Origin of the sequence: Lacrimispora sp. (assembly GCF_036758025.1) — a bacterium.
In the GTDB taxonomy this organism is placed as follows: domain Bacteria; phylum Bacillota; class Clostridia; order Lachnospirales; family Lachnospiraceae; genus Lacrimispora.
On record NZ_DAIOXM010000002.1, the window covers coordinates 1 to 16,673 of the forward strand.

The 16,673-nt window shown below is 34.3% G+C and carries 15 protein-coding genes and 2 pseudogenes; 3 read left to right on the plus strand and 14 right to left on the minus strand.

Translation table 11 applies throughout. From position 1 onward, the window contains the following. Positions 1–703, minus strand: a pseudogene (locus V7M78_RS02350) (IS66 family transposase); the annotation flags it as partial. 81 nt (positions 704–784) lie between these two features. Between V7M78_RS02350 and tnpA (V7M78_RS02355) the strand changes: the two are divergent. From tnpA (V7M78_RS02355) to tnpC, 3 genes are all read left to right on the plus strand, one after another. Beyond that, entirely contained in the window at positions 785–1,141 is a 357-nt protein-coding gene (gene tnpA, locus V7M78_RS02355) for an IS66 family insertion sequence element accessory protein TnpA (RefSeq protein ID WP_333646053.1), read from the plus strand. After that, positions 1,131–1,490, plus strand: a complete 360-nt coding sequence (gene tnpB, locus V7M78_RS02360) for an IS66 family insertion sequence element accessory protein TnpB (RefSeq protein ID WP_333646055.1) — start codon at positions 1,131–1,133, stop codon at positions 1,488–1,490. Before tnpA (V7M78_RS02355) ends, tnpB (V7M78_RS02360) begins: the two co-directional genes overlap by 11 nt. Positions 1,491–1,760: 270 nt before the next feature. Further along, positions 1,761–3,374, plus strand: a complete 1,614-nt coding sequence (tnpC, locus tag V7M78_RS02365) for an IS66 family transposase (protein ID WP_333646057.1) — start codon at positions 1,761–1,763, stop codon at positions 3,372–3,374. Positions 3,375–3,430: 56 nt separating this feature from the next. On the opposite strand, the pseudogene V7M78_RS02370 reads toward tnpC, so the two are convergent. The 13 genes and pseudogenes from V7M78_RS02370 to V7M78_RS02430 all read right to left on the minus strand — a co-directional run. Continuing rightward, positions 3,431–3,625 (minus strand): annotated as a pseudogene (locus V7M78_RS02370) (IS66 family transposase); the annotation flags it as partial. Between the two features lie 87 nt (positions 3,626–3,712). After that, entirely contained in the window at positions 3,713–4,069 is a 357-nt protein-coding gene (tnpB, locus tag V7M78_RS02375) for an IS66 family insertion sequence element accessory protein TnpB (RefSeq protein ID WP_333646059.1), read from the minus strand. Beyond that, the gene (tnpA, locus tag V7M78_RS02380) at positions 4,063–4,437 is read right to left on the minus strand and encodes an IS66 family insertion sequence element accessory protein TnpA (protein WP_158418560.1); all 375 of its coding nucleotides are present in this window, start codon (positions 4,435–4,437) and stop codon (positions 4,063–4,065) included. The genes tnpB (V7M78_RS02375) and tnpA (V7M78_RS02380) overlap by 7 nt, the downstream gene beginning before the upstream one ends. Before the next feature lie 668 nt (positions 4,438–5,105). Next, complete coding sequence (locus tag V7M78_RS02385) at positions 5,106–6,515, minus strand: lipopolysaccharide biosynthesis protein (protein WP_333646065.1); 1,410 nt, start codon at positions 6,513–6,515, stop codon at positions 5,106–5,108. 4 nt (positions 6,516–6,519) lie between these two features. Next, complete coding sequence (locus tag V7M78_RS02390; protein WP_333646067.1) at positions 6,520–7,638, minus strand: radical SAM protein; 1,119 nt, start codon at positions 7,636–7,638, stop codon at positions 6,520–6,522. After that, positions 7,625–8,725, minus strand: a complete 1,101-nt coding sequence (locus V7M78_RS02395; RefSeq protein ID WP_333646069.1) for a polysaccharide pyruvyl transferase family protein — start codon at positions 8,723–8,725, stop codon at positions 7,625–7,627. The genes V7M78_RS02390 and V7M78_RS02395 overlap by 14 nt, the downstream gene beginning before the upstream one ends. Continuing rightward, positions 8,726–9,772 (minus strand): SGNH/GDSL hydrolase family protein, encoded by a 1,047-nt coding sequence (locus V7M78_RS02400; protein WP_333646071.1) that lies wholly within the window; start codon positions 9,770–9,772, stop codon positions 8,726–8,728. It lies immediately after the preceding gene. Positions 9,773–9,781: 9 nt separating this feature from the next. Beyond that, on the minus strand, positions 9,782–10,927 hold the full coding sequence (locus V7M78_RS02405; RefSeq protein WP_333646073.1) for an EpsG family protein: 1,146 nt from the start codon (positions 10,925–10,927) through the stop codon (positions 9,782–9,784). A gap of 13 nt (positions 10,928–10,940) precedes the next feature. Next, positions 10,941–11,906, minus strand: coding sequence for a glycosyltransferase family 2 protein (locus V7M78_RS02410; protein ID WP_333646075.1), 966 nt, complete (start codon positions 11,904–11,906; stop codon positions 10,941–10,943). 10 nt (positions 11,907–11,916) lie between these two features. After that, positions 11,917–12,924 (minus strand): glycosyltransferase family 8 protein, encoded by a 1,008-nt coding sequence (locus V7M78_RS02415; RefSeq protein ID WP_333646077.1) that lies wholly within the window; start codon positions 12,922–12,924, stop codon positions 11,917–11,919. 1 nt (position 12,925) lies between these two features. Further along, positions 12,926–13,486, minus strand: a complete 561-nt coding sequence (gene rfbC / locus V7M78_RS02420) for a dTDP-4-dehydrorhamnose 3,5-epimerase (RefSeq protein WP_333646079.1) — start codon at positions 13,484–13,486, stop codon at positions 12,926–12,928. 234 nt (positions 13,487–13,720) lie between these two features. Next, entirely contained in the window at positions 13,721–15,127 is a 1,407-nt protein-coding gene (locus V7M78_RS02425; protein ID WP_333646081.1) for a hypothetical protein, read from the minus strand. 62 nt (positions 15,128–15,189) lie between these two features. After that, a complete protein-coding gene (locus V7M78_RS02430) occupies positions 15,190–16,608 on the minus strand; it encodes a sugar transferase (protein ID WP_333646083.1) in 1,419 nt (472 codons plus the stop codon). Between the last annotated feature and the right edge of the window lie 65 nt (positions 16,609–16,673).

A 16,673-nucleotide genomic window follows, 5' to 3' on the forward strand; every position in this document is an offset into this window, starting at 1 on the left:
ATCCCTTTAAATATTTCTGGGGATATGTTCCGCTCCGCCCTGGCTGATAAACGAACTGGTGGACTGGCTGCCCAGCGTCTTTGATGGAGCAGTATACCCACATATAAGAATCCGTTGTATTCTTCCGGTCCGGTTCATTCATGACCTGTACGGGAGTTTCATCGATATGAAGGTATTGCTGCTCTAACAGTTTTTTATGAAGAAGCCCAACCACCGGGGAAAGCCAGTTCCGGTAACTGGTAAGGATCCAGTTTGACATCGTTGCACGGCTTAAGGCTACCCCCAGGTTTCCCCATTCCTTTTCCTGACGGTATAAAGGAACAGCCAGTTCATACTTTTGATGAATGACCCACGCAACCGCTCCAGGGGAGGCATAAGAGTGCTGGATAACTGGATAAGGCATTGGAGACTTCTCCATATATTCTTTTCCTTCCTTACGGCACTTTCTGCATTCAAAGGTCTCACGGTAATAATCAATGACGCGTACTTTGGCAGGAATAAATTCAATCTCTGTGCGGACGAATTCTTCCCCAACCGATACAAGGGGAGTGCCACAGGTCTCGCAGAAGCGGTCCTCTTCTGCAAGAGTACAAAGTTTCTTTTCATGAGGGAGATCCTTTAACAGTTCTTCCTTTTGCCCTTTATGCTTCCGGCGGCGGTAGGAGGCAACGTCTTTTAAATCTGGTTCTGCAGCCTTAGGATCGTATACGGTAAATAGCTAGTACCGTGCAAGTTAGTTGCAGCCATGAGATAATACCTCCAAAGATCAAAGGAGATTTATCAAATGGACAAGATCACACACGAGGTCAGGCTGACCAATTGGACCAAGCTCATCCAGGAATGCTTATCAAGCGGTTTATCCAAGAAACAATGGTGCTTACAAAACCAGATTGATGAAAAGCAGTTTTATTATTGGCAGCGCAGGGTGCGTGAAGAAATATATGCAGAACAAGTCAGTGCTGCGCCGGTGGAACTTTCAACGAGTTTCGTCGAAGTACCTTCATTGTCAAAAGTTAAAGAACCCAAGTCTACAAATGTTTCGGCTCAAATCCATGTAAACGGATGTACAATTGAAATCGCAGACTCTGCATCGGATGAATTTCTTCATCGGTTGCTTTTAGCATTATCCTATGTTCAATGATGCATCTGGATTTCAAAAAATATATCTTGCCACCGGCTATACTGACTTACGCCGTGGAATTGATGGGTTGGCATCCATTGTGAAATACAATTTTAATCTTGATCCGTTTCAGAAGAATATCTTATTTCTCTTTTGCGGAAAAAGAACAGACCGGGTGAAGGGACTTCTTTGGGAAGGTGATGGTTTCCTCTTACTTTATAAGCGGCTTGAAATTGGTGGTTTCAATTGGCCCAGAACTTCAGAGGAAGCACTTTTAATTTCTCAGGAGCAATACCAGCGGCTAATGGAAGGGATCGAAATCATTGCCAAGAAGCCAATCAAAGAGGTACACCGCACAGAACTGCTTTAGTTTTGTGCATTTCGCAGAAAATAAAAAAATGAAATTCTGCAAGAATCCTATGATAAAAGCAGTTATCCACCAGTGTCAGCTAGTAAAGTGAATTAGTTCTATCCCAAAAACCAGAAAAACTAATTCAAGTGGATAAAGGTTTGAAAAACTAAGAAAACCAGCCATTTTAAAAGGAGTTATACACCGTCAAAATGCCCATTGCAACATGTGTTTGTGTTCGCTTTTTATCTGCATTTATCGTATAATAGATGACAGAAAAGGAGCGGCAAAATGGCGAAAAAATATACGGTTGATGAATTGAATCACTTAAGTGCAGACTCTATGAAGATCATCATTTTATCCATGCAGGATCAATTGGAACAATTGAACCAGAACATGGAGCGCCTCATTGAGCAGATCGCAGCTGCAAACAACCAGCGTTTTGGCCGCTCCTCTGAAAAACTAGAGGTAATTGACGGACAGCTGAATCTGGATTTTATTTTCAATGAAGCTGAGGCCCTTACTGAAACACTTTATGTTGTTGAGCCGGCCGGGGAAGATGTACTTCCTCCAAAGAAGAAAAAACAGACTGGCAAACGGGAAAAAGATTTAGAAGGTCTTCCTGTTGTGGAAATCCCACATGTACTATCGGAAGAAAAACTGACAGAAATCTTTGGTGCCAATGGCTGGAAACGATTACCTGACGAAGTATACAAAAGAGTCAGGGTTGAGCCAGCTGTTTATACGGTCGAGGAACATCATGTGGCAGTTTATGCAGGCAGGGACAATCAAACAATTGTAAAAGCTGACCGTCCAAAGAGTCTTCTGCGCAACAGCATTGCAACCCCATCACTTGTTGCAAGCATTTATAACGCAAAATACGTCAACGGCATGCCGTTAGACCGTATCAATAAAGAGTATTTACGGAACGATATTCATATATCCAAACAGGTTCTTGCAAACTGGGTCATCCAGTGTGCGGAGCGGTACCTGGGAATCATGTTTGATTATCTGCAGAAAGAACTACTTACATTTCGTATCCTTCAGGCCGATGAGACTCCAGTGTTTGTGACAAAGGATGGGCGTCCTGCAAACAGCAAGAGTTTCATGTGGGTGTACCGCACCGGCAAATGCTATAAAGAGACACCAATCATTCTTTACGAGTATCAAAAGACTCGAAAGACGGAACATCCAAGAGAGTTCTTAAAGAACTTTCATGGAACCCTGGTGACGGATGCATACGCAGCGTATGATTCCTTGGATCGAAAAAATCCGGATATTACATTTGCTGGATGCTGGGCCCATGGCAGGCGTCGTTTTACCGAAGCGGTCAAAGCAATTCCCAAGGATAAACGGGAAAGTACAAAGGATACGATCGCATATCAGGCATTAAAGAAGATCGCAGCCATATATCATCTGGATAATGAATTATCAGAGTTATCGCCTGACCAGAGAAAACAAGAAAGGCAACTCACCGTAAAGCCGCTGGTAGAGGCCTTCTTTGTGTGGGCGAAAGACGTCCAGCAAAAAAACAGTCTTTCAAAGAGTAAAACTCTCGAAGGCATAAACTATTGCATCAATCATGAGAAAAACCTGAAAGAGTTCTTAAATGATGGCGACTTACCACTGGATAACAATGCAACAGAAGCAGCGCTTCGCACATTCTGTGTTCACAAACATACATGGCGCCTGATCGATACGATTGATGGAGCCAAAGCCAGTGCCATCGTATACAGCCTTACTGAAACAGCAAAGGCAAACAATCTAAACCCGTTCCGTTATCTGGAGTTTCTACTGACAGAGTTAATGGAACACCAAGAAGATACCAGTCAGGATTTCCTAAAGGATCTACTTCCTTGGTCGAATCAGATCCCTGAAATCTGTAAAATAAAAACAAAAGCGTAAACCAGACCGCCGATTGGCGGTCATCATTTAAGGCCGTACTCATGGTTTACCGTATACTTAGGATCTGCAGAGACTTCTGCTTCATCAAAAAGAGACATCTGTCCCTCAAGTCCGAGAGATGATGTCTGCTCCGTAGTCCTGCCATAAAGTTTTCTAGTCAGAAAAGCAACCTTTTCATGAAGAAGAAGGTTCTCTTTTTCCAATTCAGCAATGCGGTTTTCGAGATTTTTAATCTGATTGTTATGCTCCATTTGACGACAGTCCCTTTGCTTTTTAACTGTCATAATTATACCATAAAAATGCGGTAAAATCCAGTAAATACGGCATTTGGAGGACTTTTATATAATCCTTTCCGGCTGAGATTTCTTCACTGCTTTGGGCTGGTTAATGGACAGTCCTTCCATGAGCCACCGAAACTCCTGTGCTGAAATCAGCCGTACTTCAGCCTGTGTCCTTGGCCACTGGAACGTTCCATCCTCAAGCCTCTTATAAAGTAAGACAAAGCCATCACCTTCCCAGAAGAGAGCTTTGATGCGGTTACATTTGCGTCCACAAAACAAAAACAGGCTGTTGGAAAAAGGATCAAGTCTGAAGTTTTGCTGTACAATGGCGGATAGGCCATCAATGGATTTGCGCATATCCGTATAACCGCAGGCAAGGTAGATATGTTCTGCCTTTGAAATATCGCCTAACATAGATGCCTGATGGTACGAAGGGTATTTTCGATTGTTTCCTGGTCCGCACCATTCTGTATTTCCAGAGTTGTATTTCCAAGTCTGATGATGACAGCGGTTGATGAGCTGAAATTGGCAGTTGTGTGCGGAACTTCAGCAAACATAGAGGGCTGGGAAGCAACAGTTGGAACTTTAGGTTTTCTTTCAGCAGGAATTGCATCAAACGCTTCGCGCTTGATCTTGCGAAGCCAGTAATAATAGGACTTTATACTGACATCATGAGCGGTGCACCAATCAGATACTTTCTGATTGCTTGCCCTGCATTCCCCAATCCGTTCAATCCAAAGGCCGAGTTTCTGGGAATCAGTTGCTACGGTTAAGTGATCCATAGATAAATCTCCAATCCCTTAAGGTACTTAAGTTCCTTAAGACTTTTAGAATTAGAGACATTATCTCACAATTAAAAGTTAAAAAATATACACTGATATATTTGACGCTTACCGTAGCTGGAACCCAATGGGGTACTAAGCGGTACATGAATATGGAGCATCTGAAAGAATTGGATCTCCAGAGCCAGTCTGATATCATAGCCGGTTGACTATCGGCTGCCTAACGGCCGAAATGCAATTTGCAAAAAAATCTTGACACTATCAACCTAAAACAGCTATATATTTAATATCAAGGGGGATTTGATTAATCATTATATTTATCGGTACAATTTCACTTTCATTCCCACCAAAATAATAACCATATAAGAATGAATATCCCAGTTGATAGAATATGCATGCTATGAATAGTGTTATTCCTGTAAAAATGGCTTTGCCGACAAAATTGGAAGAAAAGTCAACAACTTTAGAATATAAATCCTTCATACTAATTTTTGAAATAGCTTTCCCGTTGATATCAACTATTCTATTAAGATATCCAATTAAATAGGTGTTTTTCTGAAAATAATAGGGCTATTTTCATCTCTCAAGCAGGCAACAGATTTCATCTTTGATTACTCATGATAATAGCAATACCCTCTCTCTAAATCACCCCTATAATTTTTCTCAAACTATTTATTTTTCAAAGATAACCTTTTCATAATCTGTAACAATTCTTTTTTATAAAAGATCAAATTATACAATACTACTATAATGGTAATCAAACATGATACCAGTAAGCCAGGCAAACTATACGTTGTTAAACATAAGACCTGTATAACAAGCAATAAAACACAAGGAATTATTACTATCCAATTACAATGTATAGTAACAAACTTTCTAACATCAAATATCCTATAAATAGCTTGTGAAACATAACAAAAAAGACTTGCTATACATATACCCCATATGCCAAAACTAGTAACTGTGGCAAAACATATTATAATATTTACAACAGTACCGATAATCATACTAGGAACGGCTCTTTTAGTTAATTTATATGTAGTATACATTGTTTTAAAAAAGCAAAAAAGACAGTCAATAATTGCAACAAATAAAATTAATGGCAAATATACCTTTGCAGAATAAAATTCATTCTTTAAAGTGAGTTTGGCCAGGATAGGCGATAAACATAATATTATCGAACCAAAGATTAGAATACAAGCTGCATATAATTTAAATATATTTGTAAAGTATTGTTCCTTATCATCACTCTCATATTCTCTTGAAGTATTTAATTGAAAAGCTGCATAAAATGCTTGTTGTAGCATATTAATTACAGCAGCCATTTTAATTACAGCAGCATATACCCCCGCCGTCGAAGAATTAGTATTCCACAATAATATATAACGCCCGGACATCGTAGTAAGCCAGTAACCAATATTATAAAATATTAATGGCATGCTATAATTAAGTAGCTCTTTTGTCACTCCTTTATTAGAAGATACAACTCTTACCTCTTTATATATGCAAGCTCCAAAAAACAAAAATAACATAGAAAACAAATATGAAAAAGCAATAGCAAGTAAATATCCCTTAACTCCCCATTTTAACAATATTAAAAAAACAATACTAAATATAGCTAGAAATATCGCATTTATTATTCCACTAACAGCAAATAATTTACTCAAGCCTTTTCCCCTCACATAGTATGCAATAAGCATTCTAAATGAATATGCGAAAAGAATAAAGTAAAGATAAAAAGCATACTCATACCCAATTATATGTTTTGCACACACTGCTAAAACTGCTCCAGCTAGTGCAGACAAAAATAACACTTTAATACTTGCCGATATTATTTCTTCTTTTGAGTGTTTTGAACCTACTGCATATCGAAATGCCGCTTCATATATACATAGAGTTACTATTGGGAATAGTAACTCTGACATATTATTTGTTAATTCCGCAACTCCATAGGTCTCAGTAGTCATATAAGTAGTGTAAAGAGGCAATAGAAGGAATTGCACTAACTTTGTTAACACAGTTCCGATTGTAAATACCGCCATATCTACTACTAACCTACCATATTTATTCTCTATCATTAATTTATTTTCCTATTCTTCGTAGGTAATTTTTTACACGTATAATATTATTTTTGTAGTCCCTTAAAAACCACTTAACAAACCTAAAAGGATACATTATATTATGAATAGCTTTCTGAAGCAAATTTAATTCTTGATTTGACTCTACTAATTTAGTATTAAAAAAAGCCTTACATTCTGGCGTTAACCACTCTTCACCATTACTACATTCTCGATTCCTCATACGAGAATAATTCGGTGTTTTTAATTTAGGGATAATCCCCCATGTCATATGAGAATGTGCATTTGTACAATATGGTTGAGTGCATGTATGTCCAACAGGAATAAACTTAATCGGCTTACTTGGATCTTTAAATAAATTCTGATTATATGGCTGCCAATAGCACGGCTGCGATTCTCCAGTATACATGTTTACAAATAGACTCCAAGAACCAGCATAGCAAAATTCCTTTCTTTTTACTCCAATAACATCTAGCTTAAATTCCGTCATATCAGAATTCAAGGGCTTCCATATGTTGCGGAACTCCTCAATATCATATTTCGATAACAATGCTTTATCTTTTCTCAGGTCATTCCTTCCAATGGTTGCATGACATACTGCACCAACATGTTCAATGCATGCCTTTTTTATTGTTTCAATATCTTCCTCAAGTTCATCATGAGCCAATAACTCTAAAGTAAAAGATGCCCCTGCTTCATGAATTGCTCTAACATTAGCAAAAAATTTATCTAGAATATTAAGCCTTAATAATTCCTTGTAGTGAAAAGATATTTTAAAAAATAACCGACTCAATAAATCGGGAGGCAATTGAAGCACCGCATTTATTGCCTTAGTTATAGTTCCATTTGTTACAACTTCAACAAAATGTCCTTCCTCCAATAAAGCCTTAATTAGGCTGTCAATATCTGGCTGAAGCATTGTCTCACCATTACCGGTCAAATTTATGAGAGAAACACCCCCAAGCCTTTCCTTTGACAAACATTTTGCAATATACTCTGGGGAATACTGTAATGGTGTTGGCTCATCCCAAGCCTCCACTTGCGAAATATAGCAATACTCACATTTTAAATTGCATTTTTGATTAGGGAGCATTCCTAATACTAGTCTCTTAATCTTGGTCATCAATAATGTCCTCCTTTAGCCGCTCAAAATAGGAATTATAACTAACTCCAGCTAATTCATTTACTTGTCTTCTATTAATGAAAGAAATGACTTCTGATAATTCAATGCCATCATATAAAGGTAAGATATCTTTGCAATTCTTTAACCAAGTATTATAAACACCAAATACCTTTTTAGTCTTGTTATCCATAACAATACAGGGGGTTCCTGCTAGGTAAGAAAAAATCATTCCATGAAGTCTATCTGTAACAACCATTTGGCAAGAAGAAAATTCTCTTAATCGCTGCTTAACAATTTTCTCTCTCTCATCACCGCTAACTCTCCGTTTAGCCATCGTGTCTATCTCACCAATTTGATAACCCTGTTTAATTATCAATTCTCTTATTTTTTTATCAAACAACTCATCACGGCATAGCTCCCGGTCAGATCTTAAACAAAACTTGACTATGGGCTTTCTTTCCAAACTTCTTATATTAATCATTTCATCAAAGTATATTAATGCCATATCAGGTACCAATACAATTTTAATATTATTATAATGTTTTTTTGCAAAATCGTAAGATTGTTGATCTCTAACACAAAGCAAAAGCTTAGTACAATTTTCAAAAATTTGTTTTCCAGAAATAATCAATTCTTCGTACAGTGCCTTATTACTATCATAAAAAATAGTTTGAGGAAAAATTATGATCTTGTTGTTTATGAAAGTCTTAACCATTTCTTGAATTATTAATTCTTCTTTAGGCCATAAATTTCCCATCCAACCACCTCCATTAATAAAGATTGTTGAATTTACTGGAATTGCCTGGCTTAATCTTAATTTATAAACTTGAAACACTTCTATAGGAATTTCAATTATTTCTTTTGTATAGCTTATATTATTTAAAAAATATCTTTCAGATAAGGTTATCAAATGATCTCCTAAATTAGTATGTATTGGTGTTCCAAGAAGATAATCATATCTTTCGGGATCCATTTCAATTTTTTTGATTAACCCTGAATAATATATAATATCTTTTCCCATCCTCATATATTGAATCAATTCATTAGGAATCATTTTTTTCAATATATTTTTCAACTGTTCCTTCATTTAAAATCCTCTTTTCTCTATCACCTGATGTATCCTATTAGCTATTAATAACATACCATAATCATTTGGATGGCGATCATCGGTAAAAAATAAATCTTTGTGATTTTTTTCCAAAACATTACCTTTAACAAATTCAACATTAGAATCACCTAATGACAAAGCCTGCAGATAAGTATTCTCAATTATCTTTATTCTTTCCTTTTCCTCATCAGAGCTTATTGAAATTCCACCCGAAAAACGGCTCATCAAAATAATCAATGATTGCTTATTTTGATTACGTATAGTTTGGTAAACTTTGTAATGTGAATTATGTAATTCTTCAACAGATGCATTATGATCGTATTCTACTACAAAAATATCTGCATTTAAGTTTGAAATATATTCAATCAAGTTTTGCTCTCCCTTTGCAGATTCTGAAAACCCAAAATTAAAAACCTTCATACCTGTTTTACGTTCTAGAATATTTACATACGATAGTGCTGGTCGAGACGCAGCACAACCTTGAGTTATACTCGAACCATACACAACAATCCTTTCCTTTCCTATAACTTCAGGAAACCAAACATTATATTGATTGTCTATTCCTACAAATATCCTATCTATTTCTGCAAATGGCGGGAAATATAAAGTCACTAATTTCTCTCCATCTTTTAGTGGTACTTCTGCCTTAACAGACATCTGTATATTATTTTCAGGTGCAATACAACCATACCAAATATTTTTCATACCATCACTGATATATATATCAATTCCACTCGAAGCTTGATGCGACATATGCTTTAAGTTGACTCTTTTTTTATAAAGAACGTTAATTTCTAAAAATGAAGAATCTGTACTAAATCTACTTTTTCCTCCAGCAAAAAAACAATTATTTGCAGCCACACCCCTACTTATTGTTTTTGCCAACTCCTCTGGAATTCTATGTAAATCTTGATTGTTCAATAAATCGATATATTTCCATGCACGACTTTTACAAAAATTCATACGCCCCATATAATACGAACCCTTTTGCTGCACTCTCTCGATAAACTTTGTTATTATTTTCATAACTAACTTTTATCCCCCATTTATATTCATAAAGGAATACGGGACAACTCCATTTTGATTTTCCAGTAATGATAACATACTATAAATAAATAAAACAAAAATAATACCAAATTTTAAAAAAATCCTTGTATATTTCGAATATCCCTTTATTGCATCAGGGATAAAACTAGTAAATATTGAAATATAAAACCACAGCATTCTATTAATTAACTCATTCCTGCAATTAAAAACACCGAACACTGTACCAAAAATCAAAGCAGGAAATAACTTGCTATAAATCGGAGAATTTACAATACTACTTTTTTTATTTTTATATATCCATAACATACAAATACAAAATAAAAAAAGATACAGAATTGCAATTCTACCACCTCCACTATTCCCAAAAATTGAATATGGTGATGTACCGTCACTATATATGGCGTACCTTGGAAATAAATGAATAAACATTTGAACCATTCCTTTAAACAGCAGCGATATGATAATGCTTCCAATAAATGTAATCATGAAAATCAATCGATTTTCTCGCAAAATATTTGCTAATTGAATTCCCATAATAGCAATAACTATAATTAAACAAGTTGAATGAATACCCACAGCTAAAATAATTAAAAACCAACCTTTAATTTCTTTAATATTTTTTGTAAAATAAACTAAAGCATTTAAAACCAATACTAATGCCATACATTGTCGATTACCATTCATACTGCAGTAAAATAACGTCAAACCAATCCAACAAAATGCGGATAAGCAAACATCACAAGAAGTTCTTTTTATATATATAATTAAACCTAAGTTTACAAAGAGGGAAGAAACAATAATCATGTATTGAGGATCTTTAGAAATTTTACCTAAAAACCAACATATTAAAACATATATAGGCGCCGAAAGTGGAGCATTTTTTATTGCTTCATTAATTGATTTAGCATTTACAATAATACCATATATGCGTGAATAAGGTGCAGTGTCTACACCAACAGTATTTGATCTAAAGGCCATAATTACAGAAAATAATATTAATGCAAAAAATAAATACAGCTTATTCCCTTCAATCTTTCTTGAACAGCCATAAGAAACTTTTATTTTACAAAAAACATTCGCTGCTAAAATAGTCAGGGTCATAACAACATATATAATAATATATATCACCTCCACAAAATCAAACTCTTTAACTCTGCTTTATTGCAAACTTACTATTCCAAACTAATTTCAATAATTTTTCTCCGCCATAAGAAAGAATAGCTGCTGCTTTCTCCCTAAGTCTAGCTTTTTTACATTTTAATACATCCAATCTTGTTCTCTTAATTTCATACCATATTTTTTCTAAGTATATATGCTTCATCTCATCCGTGTCGGGAATATCAAGTAATAGATGTACTGCAACATTAAAAGTTCTACATTTTGATGCAATTATAATATTGGGATATTTATGTTTGCAAAATTCTTCTATTTTATCTGTCCATTGTAATGCATCCAACCTTCTAGAGTTAAAGACATGCATAATACTGGCTTTTTGTTGCCTGTAATAATATCCATTCATATTCGAATAAACAATCTTCGATGCGTTATCTAGTATTTCATGACAGACGGCCAGATCCTCTGAAAGCTTATCTAAAGGAAACCTAATATTTTTCAAAACATTATTCTTATATAGCTTCCCTGGTGCACAACAACTAAATTTTGTTTGATATAATGAATTTTCAATAGCTTGCTCTGCTGTAAAAATACTAACTGTTTCTGAAATATTGTTCCTCTGTTCTTCATTTTCATTTTCTGATATATAAACCATATTCATAATAGTAATCTCTGCACTATATTGCTTGCACAATCTTAAGGATTGTTCAATATAATCCAGAGCAAGATAGTCGTCACTATCTAAGAAGGAAATATATTCACCCCTGCAAATGTCTAACCCAGCATTACGAGCTGATGATAATCCGCCATTCATTTTATGTATAACTCTTATACGGCAATCTTTTCTCGCATATTTATCACAAATTATCTCTGATCCATCTGAAGATCCATCATCAATAATTAAGATCTCCAGATCATTAAATGTTTGACTAATAACACTATCTAAGCATCTTTGAATATACTTTTTTTGATTATAAACCGGAATTATAACCGTAACCATTTTAACTACCTTACTCCTTAATTAAATATTTTTTTAAATACGCTTTAACCTTAGTAAATCGGGGTTTTAACTCAGAATGAATTAGCCCTAAAACTTGAATAGCAAAAGATTCAGGTAGTAAATTTATAATCTTTATAATCTTTGCTTCTTTCGTTTTAAAATTATAATCTTGTAGTTTCTTATCTTTCCATGGACTAATTTCTAAATATCTTTTAAAGTTTAATGCAAAAGGATGATTCGTATTATTATACCACGGTCTAATAACTAACATATTAGTTGTATAATGTATTATTTTAGGGTTCTTAATTGCATAATCTAATTCACTCTTCGTATAATAATTTGTAGGTCTTCTTAATGTCAATAGCTCTTCATAGCAATTTGTAGCAGTAATAGTCATCACATCATATTCTGCATTTAATATTCCTATCAATCCATTAAAAGCACCATTTAATAAATCTTGATCTGCATAAGTTATAAAATGCGTATACTTATTTAGGTATGTCTCCAAATATTTTGATATATTAATATCTCTTAACTTATCCAAGTTAATTAAAAGTACTCCTGCATTAAAATATGTTGAATCACCTGGAATACCTATGTTTTTCTTATATGCATAGCCTATACAATCTTTTACACCATAAAAACAGTTCAATCCCATATCAATATCCTGTAGCTGATATAAACTACTATTAACAATAGTATCACAATCTAAATACAAAACTTTATCAATAGAATTAGGTAGTAAATCTGCTGAAAACAGCCTTGTAAAAGCACTAATAGGCCATCTCTTTGATACTAACGCTTCAGGAATTTCTAACTTAGGTACATCGATAATGAAAGTTTCTCTTTGATAAGAATAAGCAATATTATGTAGAACCTTTTTATTTTCTTCTGATATATTATCACCTAATAGAAAAACCGAAAGCACCTCTATATCTCTATTATTCTCATATAATGAAATCAAAGAAATTCCCATAATCCATATGTAATTATTATCACAAGTATAAAGAACATTCATTTTATTTACCCTCCCACACTTCCGAAAAGGTTTTATTATTGGAATCTTTTTCATTTAAAATCAATCTAGAACCATTTATTATCGGCCACTCAATACCTAACTCCTTGGAGTTCCAAGAAATACCAACTTCATCATTAGGAATCCAATGTGATGTAGCTTTGAATAATACCTCAGCTTGATTAGACAAGACATAATATCCATGAGCAAAACCTTCAGGAATATATAATTGCTTTCTATTATCACTTGATAATTCAACTGAAAACCACTTCATATATGTGATGCTATCTCTTCTCAAATCAACAACTACATCAAAAATCTTACCTCTGATTACTCTTACTAGTTTTCCTTGTGGCGAATTAATGTTTACATGAAGCCCACGTAAAACACCCTGATAATTAAAAACTTGGTTATCCTGAATAAATTTCATATTCAACCCTTTCGCACGCAAATCTCTTTCATTAAATGTCTCCATAAAGAAGCCTCTATTATCTTCAATTATACTAGGAGTGATTATACATAAGCCCAATATATCCCCAATATTTTTTTCAACATTTATACTCATTATTCCCTCACCACTAATTAGATTTTATTATAAACAACAATCAGCGGACAGTTACTCTATCCGCTGTTGGTACACCTTCTCCACCACATATCTCGAGTTGGCTATATCTCCAGACTTTTTCACACTTTACCACATAAGAAAATATGATCTTTCAGGAGTCTCCGTACTCATATAGCTTGTTATTCGTATTAAACCCGCTCATGATATATCGTTAATATTCCAAAGACTGCTTTTCTAACTCATTATACAACTTTCATCAGAATTAAGAATAATATAACCTATAATATCCTTTTTGAGATTTACGACCATTTCAATTTCCTTTTCAATAATTCTATATTGTGATTTATTCCTAGTTTCAACCAAAACAACTTCATCATATTGGGGAAGTTGTTGCAGAGTCATTATATTTTCAGCTATGTAAGAACCATATTCTATACTTAATTGAGGAAGCCTATCCTTCAGTTGCTTCGCTATTTTCCGTAAAACTTCTTCCTCTACTGTTCCTGTCAGAAATACAGATCTTCCCTCATTTATAAAGTTTTTAATATTTACAGCAATCATATCATAGACAAGGTCATCCGACATATCGTCTTTTCCCTCTAATCGGTCTAACCACAAATCAATACCTAAAAATGCTTTTTTCTTCTTCACTTCTGTAAAACTTCCTAAAATCTTTATGCCAAATCTTTTTTTTAAATCACTATCTATTTTTAATTTTCCATCCATCAGGAAAATTAAAAATGCTCCAAAGGCTATTAAAAATGCTCCTACTCCCCCTCCTAAAATACCATACTTTACTCCTTCCTTCAATATGGAGCTTCTAGATAAAACAACTGGCTGTTCTGGCTTTTTCAAATCTTTTAGCGCACTTTCAGCATCTTTCAAGCTTTTATTCGTATCAGTCAGACTCTTTATCTTCTGCTTTTGATAATCTACCAAAGCAGAGTCTGTAACAGAGTGTATATCCTCATTCATAATTGCAATGCTATGTTGCCCAAGTTTTTCCTGAATTGGGGCAGATATAGATTCCATGCTATCTAAGATTTTATTCAATATTTCTTCCGCTTCCGCTTCCTCTATAGAAGCGATACTTATACTAACCATATTACTATTGTAATCTTCCTTAACAGTAATTAGTTCATTTAAATAAATCAAATCAATTGCCTTCTGCTTTGACAAACCTTCAAGAAAAGTTCCTTTCTTAATAGCAGAAGAATATGCCCTTACTATTCCATCAGCAGGGTCCACAGTTGTCACTGTCATTCCTTCCGTCCGGATATCTTCTGGCATTTTAACAAAGATATCTATCGTTGCGACCCCCTTATGATAAGGGTCTATCTTTAAAAGCAAAGAATTCTCTTTATATATCTCTTGATATGTTATACTTGCAGTGAGGCTTTCAATATCACGCTGGTATCCATCTTTTTCCTGATAATACTTTTCTAAATTATCTTCGTACTCTTCCTTTAAATTTAGTATAAGTTCTTCATTTCTTTGATTGATGAGCATCTTGCCAGCTTTATATCCTCCCAACAAGATAGTGAATATAAATGCCACTAATAAAATAGTACGCCATTTTCTACAAATAAAAAATATCAAATCCTTTAAGTCAATCTCCTGCTCATATGTATTGCTTTCCATATAATTCCCCTTTTTAACTGTAATTAATTGATTTTACCACGTAACAGTCCAAAGATCAAATGTCACCTGGATCCTTTTCCCATAAAAACAACCCAAACGGTTAAAATTAGGATTTTAATATCTTTTAAAATTGACCAGTTATCGATATACTGCATATCCAATTTTACAACTTCATCAAAATCCTTAATATTACTTCGTCCACTAATCTGCCATAAACCGGTAAGACCTGGAGTCATACTTAAACGACATTTATGTTTTGCCTCATAGCGTTCAAACTCATCAACCGTCGGAGGTCTAGTTCCAACCAAACTCATATCTCCCCGTAAAACATTCCAAAACTGGGGGAGTTCATCTATACTGCTATTACGTAGAAATTTACCAACCTTTGTGATTCTTGGATCATCCTCCATTTTGAACATAAGGCCTTTTATTTCATTTTTCTTCATTAGTTCCTTTTTTCTTTGTTCCGCATCTTGATACATGGAACGGAATTTATAAAAAGTAAATTTTCTACCATTTTTACCGATTCGAGTCTGCCCAAAGAAAACTGGGCCAGAGGAGTCTAACTTAATAGCAGGAGCCACAAAAATGGTTGCTATACCCAATATTATCATTCCAATCAAACTTCCCAAAATATCCAGTGCCCTCTTTGCCACTATTTGCCTTGTAGAAAAAATATTTCTTGCAAATGTAACTACTGCATATTTTCCAACACGATTCAGTGTTTTTATTCCATTTGAGGAAATATTAAAAATTTCAATATTTAAGTCTACAATAACTCCCATATCCACAAGCTCTGAAATCCAATTAAGTAAAACTGGATCTTGCATAATATCGTTGTCATTTATAAACACCTCATCAACATTATGATGAACTACATAGTCAAGAAGGGAACTGCGATCTGCTACAATAGGTAAGTCACAGATAACTTCTCCTATTTGTGACTTATCTATTAAAGCAATTCCAACCAAGATATGATTCCATTCATTATATCCCATCAAAGTTTCCATTATCGTCTTAATCTGATAGGATGTTGTTACTATTAGTAACCGACTACTATACTTGCTAGTTTTATAGATCTTTATCATAAATTGCTTAAATATCGTTCTCAAACCGAATGTTAAAATTGTATTTATCAAAATAAAATACCCAAAAACCAATCGAGATAAATCACTAGTTCGGTGCACTAAAAACAAAATAAGAACCCATAATATAGAGAATAGTGTTTGATTTCGGATTACAGCTACGAACTCATCAAAATATCTCCTTCTGAAAAAATGGCGATTAAAATCAAAGAGAAGACTAATAAAACTATACAATAGACTAATAAGTATAATTTGCCATAATTGATCAGTATGATTATACCTTCCATAAATAATTCCATATCTAATACCAAATGCTATACCAATGCTAATCCATATAGCAAGAATATCAACCATTAGGACAAAAAACTTCTCCATTGCTTTTCTCTTTTGATACACAATTCTCGCCCTCTTTCTAAATAATTATTATTACACTTAATCGGAGATACTAACATTAGTCCCCC

Bases quoted from the DNA above. Each gene is read 5' to 3' on its own strand.
- tnpA (WP_158418560.1), bottom strand. From the start codon at position 4,437: ATGGATCACTTAACCGTAGCAACTGATTCCCAGAAACTCGGCCTTTGG.
- V7M78_RS02385 (WP_333646065.1), bottom strand. From the start codon at position 6,515: ATGATAGAGAATAAATATGGTAGGTTAGTAGTAGATATGGCGGTATTT.
- V7M78_RS02425 (WP_333646081.1), bottom strand. From the start codon at position 15,127: ATGGAAAGCAATACATATGAGCAGGAGATTGACTTAAAGGATTTGATA.
- V7M78_RS02415 (WP_333646077.1), bottom strand. From the start codon at position 12,924: ATGAATGTTCTTTATACTTGTGATAATAATTACATATGGATTATGGGA.
- V7M78_RS02400 (WP_333646071.1), bottom strand. From the start codon at position 9,772: ATGAAAATAATAACAAAGTTTATCGAGAGAGTGCAGCAAAAGGGTTCG.
- V7M78_RS02395 (WP_333646069.1), bottom strand. From the start codon at position 8,725: ATGAAGGAACAGTTGAAAAATATATTGAAAAAAATGATTCCTAATGAA.
- tnpB (WP_333646059.1), bottom strand. From the start codon at position 4,069: ATGTTAGGCGATATTTCAAAGGCAGAACATATCTACCTTGCCTGCGGT.
- V7M78_RS02410 (WP_333646075.1), bottom strand. From the start codon at position 11,906: ATGGTTACGGTTATAATTCCGGTTTATAATCAAAAAAAGTATATTCAA.
- tnpB (WP_333646055.1), top strand. From the start codon at position 1,131: ATGTTCAATGATGCATCTGGATTTCAAAAAATATATCTTGCCACCGGC.
- V7M78_RS02390 (WP_333646067.1), bottom strand. From the start codon at position 7,638: ATGACCAAGATTAAGAGACTAGTATTAGGAATGCTCCCTAATCAAAAA.
- rfbC (WP_333646079.1), bottom strand. From the start codon at position 13,486: ATGAGTATAAATGTTGAAAAAAATATTGGGGATATATTGGGCTTATGT.
- tnpA (WP_333646053.1), top strand. From the start codon at position 785: ATGGACAAGATCACACACGAGGTCAGGCTGACCAATTGGACCAAGCTC.
- tnpC (WP_333646057.1), top strand. From the start codon at position 1,761: ATGGCGAAAAAATATACGGTTGATGAATTGAATCACTTAAGTGCAGAC.